This window comes from Streptomyces sp. NPDC034103 (assembly GCF_055575395.1).
Map to the genome: position 1 here is coordinate 115,149 of NZ_JBVISS010000014.1, position 13,827 is coordinate 128,975.

Annotated in this window: 11 protein-coding genes; all 11 read right to left on the reverse strand. The window is 70.3% G+C overall.

Going from position 1 to position 13,827, the window contains the following annotated elements; translation table 11 throughout:
• Position 1 precedes the first annotated feature (1 nt).
• The 11 genes from ACZ56U_RS30000 to ACZ56U_RS30050 all read right to left on the reverse strand — a co-directional run bounded on the left by ACZ56U_RS30000 (position 2) and on the right by ACZ56U_RS30050 (position 13,707).
• Positions 2–1,132, reverse strand: a complete 1,131-nt coding sequence (locus ACZ56U_RS30000) for a pectinesterase family protein (protein WP_469087093.1) — start codon at positions 1,130–1,132, stop codon at positions 2–4.
• Between the two features lie 111 nt (positions 1,133–1,243).
• Complete coding sequence (locus ACZ56U_RS30005; protein WP_469087094.1) at positions 1,244–2,575, reverse strand: pectate lyase family protein; 1,332 nt, start codon at positions 2,573–2,575, stop codon at positions 1,244–1,246.
• 31 nt (positions 2,576–2,606) lie between these two features.
• Entirely contained in the window at positions 2,607–3,407 is an 801-nt protein-coding gene (locus ACZ56U_RS30010; protein ID WP_469087095.1) for a rhamnogalacturonan acetylesterase, read from the reverse strand.
• A 96-nt stretch (positions 3,408–3,503) separates the two neighbouring features.
• Positions 3,504–4,844 (reverse strand): ABC transporter substrate-binding protein, encoded by a 1,341-nt coding sequence (locus tag ACZ56U_RS30015; RefSeq protein ID WP_469087096.1) that lies wholly within the window; start codon positions 4,842–4,844, stop codon positions 3,504–3,506.
• Positions 4,845–4,893: 49 nt separating this feature from the next.
• Entirely contained in the window at positions 4,894–6,876 is a 1,983-nt protein-coding gene (locus ACZ56U_RS30020; protein WP_469087097.1) for a pectinesterase family protein, read from the reverse strand.
• A 33-nt stretch (positions 6,877–6,909) separates the two neighbouring features.
• Positions 6,910–8,439 carry a glycoside hydrolase family 43 protein gene (locus tag ACZ56U_RS30025; RefSeq protein ID WP_469087098.1) on the reverse strand — a complete coding sequence of 510 codons (1,530 nt, stop codon included), beginning with the start codon at positions 8,437–8,439 and terminating at the stop codon, positions 6,910–6,912.
• On the reverse strand, positions 8,436–9,281 hold the full coding sequence (locus ACZ56U_RS30030) for a DUF6807 domain-containing protein (protein WP_469087099.1): 846 nt from the start codon (positions 9,279–9,281) through the stop codon (positions 8,436–8,438). The genes ACZ56U_RS30025 and ACZ56U_RS30030 overlap by 4 nt, the downstream gene beginning before the upstream one ends.
• The gene (locus tag ACZ56U_RS30035) at positions 9,281–10,435 is read right to left on the reverse strand and encodes a Gfo/Idh/MocA family protein (RefSeq protein WP_469087100.1); all 1,155 of its coding nucleotides are present in this window, start codon (positions 10,433–10,435) and stop codon (positions 9,281–9,283) included. Before ACZ56U_RS30035 ends, ACZ56U_RS30030 begins: the two co-directional genes overlap by 1 nt.
• Complete coding sequence (locus ACZ56U_RS30040; protein ID WP_469087101.1) at positions 10,432–11,715, reverse strand: pectate lyase family protein; 1,284 nt, start codon at positions 11,713–11,715, stop codon at positions 10,432–10,434. The genes ACZ56U_RS30035 and ACZ56U_RS30040 overlap by 4 nt, the downstream gene beginning before the upstream one ends.
• Positions 11,716–11,878: 163 nt before the next feature.
• Complete coding sequence (locus tag ACZ56U_RS30045; RefSeq protein WP_469087102.1) at positions 11,879–12,775, reverse strand: carbohydrate ABC transporter permease; 897 nt, start codon at positions 12,773–12,775, stop codon at positions 11,879–11,881.
• Positions 12,772–13,707, reverse strand: a complete 936-nt coding sequence (locus ACZ56U_RS30050; RefSeq protein ID WP_469087103.1) for a carbohydrate ABC transporter permease — start codon at positions 13,705–13,707, stop codon at positions 12,772–12,774. Before ACZ56U_RS30050 ends, ACZ56U_RS30045 begins: the two co-directional genes overlap by 4 nt.
• Positions 13,708–13,827 lie beyond the last annotated feature (120 nt).

Here is a 13,827-nt window from a genome sequence, read left to right on the forward strand (position 1 = left end):
CTCAGCAGCCCTCCCGCCACGGCTTCCAGTCCCCGAGGTAGGCGGCGGCCGTCGCCGACTCGGCCTGGGCGCTGGTGAGTTGGGGCCGGTTCTCCGGGACGGTGATCCGGGCGCCGGGGCCGGTGTTGCGGTACTCGGCGAAGCGCTGGTTCTGCCACGGGAAGGAGTCGGACATGTTGGCGTAGGGGGCGACCGCGTCGATGCCCGCGCCGAGGTGCGTCTGACGGACGACGAGGCTCGGCCTGGCGGTGGGGTCGGAGCTGGGCACCCAGGGACGGGCCAGCTTGTAGGCGCCGTCGGGGGCCTCGCTGCTGACGCGGCTCCTCGTCACGAGGTGGCCGAGCGGGTTGGCGCCGGCCGTGGAGGGGGCGAAGACGAACCCGTACGGGGCGGAGGACAGGTCGGTGCGGGTCAGGGTGCGGAAGTGGCAGTGCTCGAAGACGGCGGTGGCCCGGCCGAAGACGAAGTCGACGTCGCCCTCGACGTAGCAGTGCGCGAAGTACTGGCGGGCGAGGACGGTCAGTGCGGAGGAGTCCGCGTACAGGGTGTCCTGGTGGCCGAGGAAGCGGCAGTGGTGGAACGCGGAGCGGTCGCCGAGGACCTTGACGGCGACGGCCTGGGTGCCGGACACACCGGGGTGGTCGGCGCGCAGCCAGTCGTTGGCGAAGGTGATCCAGCGGGCGGTGAAGCCGTCGGGGCGGATCAGGGTGGTGGCCGAGCCGGTGGTGCCGTAGGTGCCGGAGCCGTCGGGCTTGGGGGTGCCGGCCGCGTTGTCGTACACGACGACGACGTCACGGGGGTCCTCGCTCGCGCCGATCCAGGTCAGCCCGGTGGCCGTGGCGGGGACGGCGACCGTCTCGCGGTACTCGCCCGGCGCGATCACGAGCGTGTATCCGGCGGCGGTGACCGTGCTCACGGCCGCCTGGACGCTGGTGAAGTCGCCGCGGCCCCGGGTGTCGACGTAGAGGGTGGTCGGGGTGAGGCGGGCGGCCGGTGACCCGAACCGGCCGAAGGGCCGCCGGTTCCCGGCCGACGCGGGTACGGCGGCCAGTCCGAGCGCGGCGGCGGCGCCGGTGCCCGCGATGAGGAATCCCCTGCGGGACAGGGGGAGTCGGCGGTGGGGCGAGGGCATGGTGATGCTCCTTGGAGGTGCGGCTCTTCAGCGGTGTGCTCGGGGTACTTCCTCGCCGTGGGGGGTGTGGGCCGGGGCGGTGCGGTCCGCCCCGGCCGTTCGGGAGCGGCGTCAGCAGATGCGGCCGGCGCCCGCGCGGTGGTCGACGATCGCCGGGACCGCCCGCACCGGGTCGACCTTGGTGCGCAGGGTCGGGGTCCAGCCGGCGCCGGACGGCAGGGTCTCGGCGGGGATCTCGGCGTTGTGGACGGCGATCAGGTCGGTGACCTTTCCGTTGACGGTGTTGTCGGCGGCGGTCACCGGCGACACGTTCCACCGCTTGAGCACCTTGGCCGCGCTGATCCCCTCCGGCAGCGTGAACGCGTTGTGCTCGGCGACCAGTTGGGACTCCTTGCCGATGCCGAAGCTGTAGGAGTAGTCGCCCTTCGCCACGAAGTGGTTGTTGTAGGAGTCGACCTGCCCGAAGCGGACGCGCGGGGCGCGCTCGACGAGGTTCGAGAACAGGTTGTGGTGGAAGGTGACCTTGAGCTTGCCCCGGTCCCCCGCCGCCGTGGACTCGCTGTCGCTGTTGCCGATCAGGATCGTCTTGTCGTGCTCGGTGAAGACGTTCCAGGAGGCGGTGACGTAGTTCGAGCCGCGCACGATGTCCAGCTCGCCGTCGTGCTGCTGGTAGAGCATGCCGAAGTAGGTCGGCGCGGCACTGTCGGGGTGGCTGCCGTCGGTGAAGGTGTTGTGGTCCATCCACACATGGGTGGAGCCGTAGACGACGGCGGTGTCGTACTCGGAGTTCCAGTTGCCCTTGGCGCCGTCGGTCGGGTCCCACTGCGGGAAGCAGTCGATGGGGCTCTCGAAGGCGAGGTTGCGGATGATGACGTTGTCGACGGCCTTGATCTGGAGGCTGGCGCCCTTGATCCCGGCGTTCCTGCCGATGCCGATGATCGTGGTGTTGGAGGGGATGCTCGCCTTGATGGCCTTGTCCTGGTTGGCGGCGGAGGCACGGCGCAGGCCCTCGGGGCTGTCGTCGGGCTCGGCGCTGAGATCGGTGTCGAGCCCCCAGGTCTCCGGCGCGTACCTGGCGAGGTAGGCGTCGAAGTCGTACCCGGGGGCGGCGAAGGCCTCGCAGCCCTCGGAGACGGCGTCGATGGTCCCCCTGACCTTGATGATCTTCGGTGCGTCACCTCCGGCGGCGAGGGCGGCCTTGAACTGGGCCCAGGTGCTGACGGTGTGGACGTGCGCGGCGTCGGCGTCGGCACCGCCGGTGGTCCCCGTCCCGTACGAGGCCCAGCCGTCGTTCGCCGGAAGCGTCTGCCGGGCGGTGTCCCGGCCGCCCGCCTGGGCGCCTGGGCCGGTCACGGCCAGGACGAGCCCGGTGCAGCCGACGACGACGGCGGCACGCGCCACCTTCGCCGCTGTGTCATGCCCATGCCATTTCGATGTGCTCATGGTGCGGCTCTCTTCCGAATCCAGGGGGTGTCTAAGCGGTCGTGGCCTCGGGCCAGGTGATCCACGAGGCGGGGATCTCCTCGTCGAACCGTCGTACGTCCTGCGGGCGCAGCACCCGCGTCCGCAGCAGCTCCTGGGCGACGAGCCGCGCCACGGCGATCGCGCCCGGCGGGTTGAAGTGCGTGTTGTCCTGCTCGGTCGCCGTCCAGTTGAAGTAGGTCTTCGTCTCCTCGACCCCGAGCCTCTGCCACAGGGCGAGGGACAGCGCCTGGATGTCGAGCAGCGCGACCCGCTCCTCCTCGGCGAGCGCCCTCATCGACGCCGGGTAGTCGCCGTGGGTCGGCAGGGCGTTGCCGCTCGCGTCGAACTTCCTGCGCTCCACGGAGGTCGCGAGCACCGGCCGGGCACCCCGGGCGCGGGCGCCGTCGATGTAGAGGCGCAGGTGGTCCTGGTAGGTGGTCCAGGGCTCGGTGTAGCGGGTCGGGTCGGCGACCTTCTCGTCGTTGTGCCCGAACTGGATGAGGAGGACGTCGCCGGGTCTGATGGCACCGAGGATGACGTCGAGGCGGCCCTCGTCGACGAAACTCTTCGAACTCCGCCCGTTCACCGCGTGGTTGGAGACGGCGCGGTCCTTGTGGAGAAAGAACGGCAGTGCCATGCCCCACCCGGTCTCGGGAGCGGCGTCGGCGTACTTCTGGGCGGCGGTGGAGTCACCGGCGAGGTAGAGGGTGCGGGGGCGGCGGGTGCCGGCGGAGGCGGTACCGGTGGCCGCGAAGGTGAGAGGGACGGCGGCGAGGGCCGCCGAGGTGAGCTGTCTGCGGGTAAGGGACACAGCAAAGCCTTTCGTTGACGGACCCAGGGGCGCGGGGAACTGCGCGACCGGCCACGACGGACCCGCAGCTCCCCACCACCCGATGCACCCGAATGCTCAGCCGTTCTGCGACTTCCACTCGGCCTGCGCCTCGTTCAGCTGCTCGGCGAGCGTGTCCAGGAAGTCCTTCGCGCTCATCTTCCCGAGCAGCACCTTCTGGAAGTTCGGCTCGTTGTCGGCCTTCGAGATGGTGCCCCAGTCAGGCAGGTAGTACGGCAGCTGGACGATGGTCGTGGAGCCGTCGCTCAGCGCCGCCGCGGCCAGCTTGGTGGGCTCGGCCTTGGAGATCCACGCGTCCTGCGCGGCCTCGTTGTTCGCGGGCACCTGCCCGGCGGACTCGTTGAACTTCGAGTTCTCCTCGTGCGAGAGGGCGAACTCGATGAACTTCCAGGCGGCGTCCTTGTTCTTGGAGCTCTTGAACAGGCCGACGCCGTCCACCGGGTTGGAGACCTGGACCCGCTTGCCGTCGGGGCCCGTCGGCTGCGGGATGCCCCGGAACTTCTCCACGCCCAGCGCCTTCACATGGTCCTGGTAGGAGCCCAGGTTGTGGTTCAGCATGCCGATCGTGCCGGAGTCCCACTGCGCGACCATCTTGGTGAAGTCGTTGTTGAGGTCGGCGGACGGCGTGACCTTCTTGTAGAGCGCGGCGTACTTCTCCAGCGCGTCGACGTTCTTCGGGTCGTTGACCGTGGTCTTGTCGCCGTTCCAGAACGACGTGATCCCGGACTGCCCGTACATCGCGTCCAGCGCCTGCGCGATGGAACCGGCACCGCCGCGGATCGTGTAACCGAACTCGTTCTTCTGGGCGTCGGTGAGCTTCTCCGCCGCCTCGTAGAACGTGTCCCAGGTGTTCGGCTCGTCCAGGCCCGCCTTCTTGAACAGGTCGGTGCGGTAGTACAGCACACCGTTGTTCGCGGAGGTCGGCACCGAGTACAGCCGTCCGTCGCCACCGCCCGCGGCGGTCAGGGACTCCACCATGTCCTCGTTGAGCTTGCCGTTGAGGGAGGACTTGGCGAGCCGGCTGTCCAGCGGCTCCAGGGCGCCCTGCGCGGAGAACGACGCGAGCATCGCCGCGCCGACGCCACCGACGTCGGGGAGGCTGTCGGCCTGGATGGCGGTGTCGACCTTGGACTGGTAGTCGGTGGCGGCGATGCCGACGTACTCGACCTTGATGTCCGGGTTCGCCTTCTCGAAGTCGGCGATGATCTCCTTCCAGATGTCGGTGCGGACACCGCCGTTGTTGTCCCAGAAGACGATCTTGCCCTTGCCGCTGCCGTCGTCGCCCTTGTCTGCGCTGCCACTGCCGTCGTCACCGCAGGCGGTGGCGGTCAGCGCGAGGACGGAGCCCAGGGCGACGGCCACGGCGGCGCGCCTGCTTCTGCGGATGCTGATCTTCATTGGTCGGCTCTCTCTTCTGGATCACACACGGGATATGAAGTTGTGGGGGTCAGTTGCGGGCGTACGGCGCCCAGCCGTCCGTGCCCTGGAGGTAGTCGGCGACGGTGTGGGAGCGGGCGTCCGCCGCGCTCATCTGCGGCCGGTCCGCGGTGACTTCGGCACCGGGGCCGTAGTTGCGGTACTCGGTGAAGCGGGCGTCCTTCCACGAGAAGCCGCTCATGTCGGTCCACGGGGAGGCCTTGATCGCGGCGGGCAGCTCGGTGTCGCGGATCAGGACCTGGGCGACCGCCTCCGGCTCCCCGCCCGGGTGCCAGGGCCGGCCGAGGTGGAAGCTCCCGGCCGGGGCGTCGCTCACGATCCTCGAGCGGGTGATCAGGAAGCCGTACGGGTTCCCGGTCCACGTCGAGGCGGCCGTGATGTAGCCGTTGTTGGTCGCCGAGCCCCGGCTCAGCGCCTTGATGACCGACCGCTCGATCACGGTCGTCGCCCGGCCGTAGACGAAGTCGACGTCGCCCTCGATGTACGAGTCGCGGAGGTAGACCCGGCTGACGGTGGTCAGCTTGGGGCTGTCGGTCATCAGGGTGTCCTGGTTGCCCAGGAAGGCGGTGTCCTCGAAGACGATCCGGTCACCGGTCGTCTTCATCGCGAGCGCCTGCTCGCCCTTCAGCTCGACCGCGGCCTCGTCGAAGTCGTTGCTGAAGGTGAGGTGGCGCGCCGTGACGTCGTTCGCGGCGATCCGCACGGTGGCGCTGCCGGTCGAACCGCCGTACTCGGCGGGCGTGTCGTAGACGATGACGGTGTCGGACCGATCGTGTCCAGTCCCCTGCAGCACGATGTTCGGCTTGGTCGCGGGGATGAGGACCTTGGCGCGGTACGTGCCCGGAGCGACGGCGATCGTCACGGGCACGCTGTTGCCGTCCGGCACGGCGTCCACGGCGGCCTGCACGGTCGGGTAGGCGGCCGGGACGCGCAGGGTCACCCCGATCTGCCGCTGCGGTCCGGCGAACCGCTTGAGCAGCGCCGGGACGGCGGCGGCCGGGTCCAGCCGGTAGGTGTAGAACTCCCGGGGGTCAAAGGCCGTGCCCCAGGCGTCGGTTCGCCCGCTGGTGTTCCTCAGGATGGACCCGCGCTGCACCAACTCGGCCGTGCTGTCGGCCTGGTAGGGGTGCTGGACGCCGTCGTAGTAGCTGTTCTCTATGACCATCCTGGTCCGGCCACGTGCCCAGTTCCCGTACGTCCACGTCGGGTCGCCGTCGGTGACCTGGGCCGACAGGTAGTTGTTGTAGAGGTGGGCGTAGGCGCAGTTGTCCGCCGAGGGATTGCGTTGCTTGGTGCCGGTGAACCAGTTGTGGTCGATCGTGATCTCGGTGAGGGCGTTCGTCGTCCAGCCGATCCCGAACGCCTTGTTGTGATGGTCGAACCGGTTGTAGGAGACGGTGACGTACCGGCTGTCCTTGCGGATGTCGAGCAGCCCGTCGCCCATGTGCGTGAAGCGGTTGTGGTCGATCCAGACGTGGTCGGCGGTGTCCATCTGGAGGGCGTCGAAGTCGGTGGTCTTGCCGTCCCAGTCGCCCTCGACGTAGGAGTCCCGGATCGTCAGGTTGCGGATGATGACGTTGCTGGTACCGGGGTTGAGGTGCAGCTCGCCGTGGACGATCTCGCCGGTGTCGCCGACGCCGATGATCGTCTTGTTCGAGGTGACGACGACGTCCGAGCCGAACGGCTCGACGGCTATCGACCCCGAGACCCGGATGACGTACGGCTCCTCGGCCGCCGCGTACGTCATCAGCGAGGCCTGGTCGGTGACGGTGACGACCTTGCCGCCCGCCCCGCCGGTGGTGCCGCCCGCGAGGGAGGCGAAGCCGTGCGGCTGGTCGGTCCAGCGGGAGGCGGCCACCGGCGCGGGTCCGGTGCCGGTGGCGTCGGCCTCCCCGGCCGCCCCCAGCACGAGGGCGGCCAGCAGACTGACCACGGTGACCAGGACCCTGCCGGGACCAAGTCCCAACAAGCGCTTGCTATGGAGGTGCGTCATTGCGCTCCCAACAGGCGTACGAGGAGGGGTGTGCTACAGCTGGTTGATCCTGAAGCGCGTGAAGGTCGCCGCGCCGGCGTGCCCTTGTCCGCTGGGCGCGAGGGCGACGAGACCGAGCAGGGCACCGACCCAGCGCCACGGGGTGGCCGCGAAGACGGGACCGGACGGACGCGGGCCGTCGCCGACGTCGTAGGAGAAACGGCACCGCGCGCCCGCGCCGATCTCGATCCGCAGCCGGACCCGGCCCTCGGGGGCCGGCACGGGGTGGGCGGCGTCCCGCTCCCGTTCGGCGACCGACTCCGCGAACCGGTGGACGACCCGCACGGTCCCGTCCTCGTCCCGCTGGAGCCCGATCCAGCAGAACGCGTCGCCGAGCACCGCGAGGCCGGCCCGGGCACCCGGCGCCTCGCTGTCCAGGCGCAGCTCCACCTCGACGGCGGACGGCGTGCCGGGCAGCCGCTGGGTGAGCACGTTCGGCAGTCTGCGCAGGTCGTGCGCGTCGGCCGAGCGGACGCAGGTCAGCCGGAGCCCGTCGCCGGAGTGGTGGGTGGCCCAGCCGTCGCGCGGGTTGGCGGTCCAGCTCCACTGGCGGCCGAACCGCCCGCCGGGGAAGTCGTCGTCGGTGGCGGGCGCGGCGTCCGGCTGCGGCGGCAGCGCGGGGACCCGGTGGACGGCGACGGGGGCGCCCTCGTCCCCGAGCACCGGCCAGCCGTCGGGGTCCCAGCGCATCGGCTGGAGGTGGACGACCCTGCCGTAGGCACCCCTGTGCTGGAAGTGCAGGAACCAGTCCTCGCCGGACGGGGTGCGCACCCAGCCGCCCTGGTGGGGGCCGTTGACGTCGGTGTCGCCCTGTTCCAGGACGGTCCGCTCCTCGTACGGCCCGAAGAAGTCGCGGGAGCGGAAGGCGCCCTGCCAGCCCGTCTCCACTCCCCCGGCGGGCGCCAGGATCCAGAACCACCCGTCGTGCCGGTAGAGCTTGGGGCCCTCCAGGGTGAACCATCCCGGGATCCGGTCGCCGTCGACGATCACCTTGCCGTCGTCGAGGAGTTCGGTGCCGTCGGGGTTCATCCGGTGGCCGGTGAGGCGGTTCTTGACTCCGGAGCGGGACTTGGCCCAGGCGTGCACCAGATAGGCCTCGCCGGTCTCCTCGTCCCACAGGGGGCAGGCGTCGATCAGGCCCTTGCCGGCCTTCAGCAGGTGCGGCCGGCTCCAAGGGCCCCTGATCGCGGGGGCGTTGATCTGGAAGATGCCCTGGTCGGGGTCGCCCCAGAAGATCCAGAACCGGTCGTCGTGGTGGCGCAGCGACGGCGCCCAGACCCCGCAGTCGTGCCGGGGCGCCCTGAACTCGACGGCGGGCTCCAGGCGTTCGAGCGCGTGGCCGACCAGGGTCCAGTGGACGAGGTCGCGGGAGTGCAGCAGGGGCAGGCCGGGGGCGCGGCCGAAGCTGGAGGCGGTGAGGTAGAAGTCGTCGCCGACGCGGACCACGTCCGGGTCGGACCAGTCGGCGTTCAGGATCGGGTTGGTGTAGGTCCCGGCTGTCTGCGTGCGGGTCGCGGCGGTCACTGGTTCACCGCCTTGCGGATCAGGGCGGCGGCGCCGTCCCGGTCGAGCCGGCCGTCGGCGACGACCGTGACCACCCGGCGGACGAGGGTGTCGCCCGGGGTGATCGGCACCCGCTCCTGGTGGGCCAGCGACGAGCCCACCCCCGGGTACTCGCCGGTGCGCACGAACCACGGGTCCCGGCGAGTCTGCTGGGTGGCGCCGGCGAAGAGGAGCGTCCAGGTGGAGCCGGCGAGGGCGAGCCAGTCGGCGCGGTGACCGTGGACCTGCTCCTCGCCCTCGGCGACCGGGGTGAAGACGTCCGGGGCGCGCTCCTCCTTGCGGGCCCGCCAGAAGAAGCCCCCGTACGCGGCGCCCGGGCGGCCGTTGGTCGCCGGGCTGCCGATCGACAGCGGGTCGGAGGTGACGTTGGTCAGCGAGAATGTGAAGTCCAACGACCAGGCGGTGTCCGTGAGTCCGGTGGCCGCGACGGTACGCCGCTCACGCAGCAGCTCCGCCCCCGCGGCCACCCAGCGCAGCTCCTGGACGAAGCCGTCCGGGTCGCTCAGCTGGAAGGAGCTGTGGCGCTGGGCGCCGTGGTTGTCGAGTTCGGTGGGGCCCTGGTCGCGGACGTAGGTGCGGCCGCCCCAGAAGTTGAACCCCTCGACGTCGGGAACGGCGACACCGACGCCGAGGTGATGGAGGTGGTCGGCGGGGCTGAGCTCGGTGACTGCGGTGCCGGCCAGGGTGGTGACGGGGTGCAGATAGGGGCGCGGGGAGAGCCGCGCGGGCAGCTCGGGCCGGGTGACGTAACGGCCGACCGGGCGGCCCGCGACGCGCAGGACCGGGGAGTCGGTGGTCGTCATCAGGTACTCACCTCTTTCGGTAGGGCATCCACGACCCAGGGCGTGCCGAGTTCGGAGTAGAGGGCGAGGGTGTCCGCGGAGGCCGCGACGAGCCCCTCGACACCGGGCACCACCCTGCGGTCCTCGCCCGGGACCCGGTGCCAGGCGCTCGCGGGCAGCGGGGCGGGGTCGGGGGCGGTACGGATCGCCTCGACGACCTTCATGAAGGCGCCGGTGGCGTCCGGCGGGACCAGCAGGTCGGTGCCGTCGGTCAGGTGGTCGGCCAGGTTCTCCAGCAGGTCGGTGCGGCCGTACTCGTACTCCTGCGGGCCGTGGTCCGCGCGCTGGAGCAGGACGCGGTCCTGCTTGTACCAGAAGGTGATCCGGCCGCGCGTGCCGTGCACCAGGACGTACGGGTCGTCCGGGTGCTCGGCGCACAGGGTCGCGGCGACGGTGACCGGGCGGCCCTGGGCGGTGCTCACGCGGACGCAGGAGGTGTCGTCGGACTCGATGTCGTTGGCGCGCAGCAGCTCGGTCTCGATGCCGGTGACGTCCTCGGCGCGCGTGGAGCCGTTCAGGGCGAGACCGGTGGCGACGGCGTGCGCGAGCGGGTTGGTCAGGGCGCCGTCGATCACGTCGACGCCGTTCAGGCGCCGTTTGCCCGCCCAGGGGGCCCGCGTGTAGTACGCCTCCGGACGCGCCCAGGCACCGGCGCCGCCGACTCCGACCAGCTCCCCGATCGCCCCGTCCGCGATGAGCCGCCGGATCGCGGGCACGGCGTGCGAGCCCAGCGACTGGAAGCCGATCTGGCAGACCACCCCGGCCGCGGCGACCCCGTCGGCCATGCGCCGGTACTCGGCGTAGGACGGCGCCGGGGGCTTCTCCAACAGGATGTGCACCCCGTGGGCCGCCGCGACGAGCGCCAGGTCCGTGTGGGTGGGGATCGGCGTGCAGATCACCGCGATCCGGGCGCCCGTGGAGTCCAGGAGCGCCCCGAGGTCGGCGGACTGCTCGGGCGTGCCGAGGCCGTCCGGGATCTCGCTCGCGGTCAGCGGGGTCAGCTCGCAGATGCCCGCCAGCCGTACGATCCCCTTGTCCTGGAGCCGGCGGATGTTCTCCAGGTGCCAGCGGCCGTGACCGCGCGCTCCCGCCAGGACGATGTCTACGGTGCTCATGGGAGCCTCCCTGCGCCCGCGCCGCGCGCCACCTCTCGGTCGGCCACCTCGGCGCTGTCGATCTTTGTGTGCAGGGTAGGCGTCCAGCCGACGTCGGCCGTGAGGTCGCGCTCGCTGCCGGAGTTGTAGGCGTTGTGGATCGGCAGCAGGTCGACCGGGAAGCCGTTGAAGAGGGTGCCCTCGTCGTGCAGGGCGGTGCCGTTCCAGCTCTTGACCAGGTCGGCGACCTCGATGCGGCCGAGGGTGGTGAACGCGTTGTTCTGGACGTGGAGGGCGGACTCGGTCGAGACGCCCAGGGAGTAGCGGTAGTCGTCGGTGGGCACGACGTACCGGTTGTTGTAGACGTGCACCTGACCGAAGCGGACGCGGGGTGCGCGCTGGACGACGGAGTCGAACTCGTTGTGGTGCAGGGTGACCCGCAGCTTCCCGCGGTCCGCGGTGGCCGAGTCGCTGTTGCCGATGAGCATCGCCTTGTCGTGGCTCAGGAACCGGCTCCAGGAGACGGTGACCAGATCGGAGCCGCTGGTGATGTCCAGCAGGCCGTCGTGGCGCAGGTAGTTGCGGCCGAAGTAGGTCGGCTCCTTCTCGTCCGGGTGGCCCTTGTCGCTGAGGGTGGCGTGGTCGACCCAGACGTGGTGCGAGCCGGTCAGCCAGATGGTGTCGTACGCCGTCTTCCAGTCGCCGAGCCCGCCGGTGTTGGGCTGCCAGACGGGGAAGCAGTCGTAGGCGTCGCGCAGGTCGAGATTGCGGATGATGACGTTGGAGGCGTTCTTGACCTGGAGGCCCGCGCCTTTCAGGACGGCGCCCCGGAGCCCGACGATCGTGGTGTTGGAGCCGACCGGGAGGGTGACCCGCTCGGCCTGCCGGGCGGCGGAGGCCTGCCGGGCCTCCTCCTGTGGGCCACTGGGCTTGGCGGAACCCCAGGTGCGGGGGTCGTAGGCGGCGAGGTACTTCTTGATCGAGTAGCCGTCGGTCGCGTAGTCCGCGCAGTCCAGGTGGTCGCCGTCGGCGTCGGTGTTGGCGTCGATGGTCCCGGCGACCTTGATGATCTTCGGGGTGGCGCTGCCGCCGTCGAGGGCCTGAGCGAGCTCGGCGCGGTCGGTGACCGTGAAGACATGGGCGTCATCGGCGGCGGCGCCACCGGTGGTGCCCGCACCCTCGGCGGCCCAGCCGTCGTTCGCGGGCAGCGGGTCGCGGCTGATGTCGCGGTCCTCGGCGTGGGCGGGGACGCACAGCAGCCCCAACACGCCTGCAACGGCGGCGATCTGACGAAGTCTCATCACCAGGCCACCGTCCCTGTGCGGGCGTCGGTGATCAGGCGTGCCCGGTGACCGCCGGCCCGCCTGGCCGTCCGCGCGCCGCGGCGGACAGCGCCCGCTCCGGCTCGGGCTCCGGCGCCCGGCGATCCGGAGGCGCCGCCTGCCACGGTCGTCCGACGGAGGCTCATCCCTTCACCGCCCCCGCGCTGAAGCCGGTGATCAGCCACTTCTGGATGAAGGCGAAAACGATCACGACGGGTACGGCCGCGATGATGCCGCCCGCGGCGAGTGCCCCGTAGTCGACGCTGTCGGCGCCCATCAGGGTGTTGAGACCGACCGGGATGGTCTGCTTGTCCTGGTTGTTGAGGAACATGAGGGCGAACAGGAAGTGGTTCCAGGAGTGCACGAAGGCGAAGGAGCCGACGGCGATGAGACCCGGCCGCAGCAGGGGCAGCACGACGATCCGGAACGCGGTGAAGCGGTTGCAGCCGTCCACCCAGGCCGCCTCCTCCAGGGAGTACGGCACGTTCTTGATGAAGTTGCTGATCAGGATGATCGACAGCGGCAGCTGGAAGACCGTCTCGGCGATGATGACACTGGTCAGCGAGTTGATCATCTTCAGCTCGGCGAAGATCTCGAACAGCGGCACCAGCAGCAGCGCGCCCGGCACGAACTGGGAGCACAGCAGGCCGAGCATGAAGGCCCGCTTGACCTTGAAGTTGAACCGGGCGAGGGCGTACCCGCCGGCCAGCGCGACGAGGGTGGTCATCACCAGGGTGGCGAGCCCGACGTAGACGCTGTTCTCGAAGTAGGTACCGAACTGCCGTTCCGTCCAGACCTTCTCGAAGTGGTCGAAGGTGATCGGCCAGGGCACCAGTGAGGTCGAGCCGGACGGGCGGACGGCGAAGAGGAGGATCCAGTAGAACGGGATCAGGGTGAAGAGCAGGTAGATCGACAGCGGCAGGTAGATGTGCCAGCGGGGGACCTCGTCCCAGGAGCGCTGGTGCTTCTTCGGCCGGGGCGGCGTGGGCTCGGCCGCCTGCGGGGCGGGGGCGAGGGGGGTGGCTTCCTTGGTGATCACTTGTCGTCGCCTCCGAACTTGCTCAGGCGCAGGTAGACCATCGAGCAGAAGAGCAGGATCACGAACGCCACCGTGGTCAGGGCCGACGCGTAGCCGAAGTTGTGGGCGTCGACGGAGGTGTTGGCGATGTAGAGCGGCAGGGTCGTCGTCTCGCCCGCGGGTCCGCCGCCGGTGAGGGTGTAGAGCAGGTCGACGTTGTTGAACTCCCAGACCGCGCGCAGCAGCGTGGACAGGACGATCGCGTCCTTCAGGTGCGGCAGGGTGATGTGCCAGAACTGCTTGATCTTGCCGGCGCCGTCGACCTCGGCGGCCTCGTACAGGTCCTTCGAGACGGACTGGAGGTCGGCGAGGATGAGGATCGCGAAGAAGGGGACGCCGCGCCACAGGTCGGCGACGATCGCCGCCGGGAACACGGTGGAGGTGTCCGACAGCCAGCTGGTGCCGTAGGAGCCGATTCCCATGTCGGCGAGGTAACGGGTGATGCCCGTCTGGGAGTTGTAGAGCAGGACCCAGATCGCGGAGGTCAGCACGCCCGAGACGGCCCACGGGGAGAAGACCATCGCCCGGCCCAGCGAGCGGCCCACGAAGGTCTGGTTGACGATGAGCGCCAGCGCGAGACCGAACAGCAGCTGGAGGCCGACCTCGACGAAGACCCACTTGGCACTGAAGACCAGCGTGTCCCAGAAGATCGGGTCCTCGGTGAAGGCGTGGACGAAGTTGTCGAAGCCCGCGTACCCGTTCCGCCAGGGCTTGGTGGGGTTGTAGTTCTGCAGGCTGTAGTAGAAGACGCTGATCACCGGGTAGGCGATGAAGCCCAGCATGAGCAGGGCGGCCGGGGCGATCAGCAGGTAGGGAAGCCTGCGCGGGGTGGCGGAGGCACGGCGCCGCCGGGGTGGCGCGGGCGGTTTCGCCACGGCTGCGGCTTGGGCCATGACAGTTCTCCGTTCTCGTACGGCTTGCGTGGTGCGTTCGTGGTGCGTTCCCGACGCGTTCCTGGTGTCGGGAAGCGCTTTCTCGATGTGCAGAGCTGTGCTGGTCGTGCCGGTGCGCTG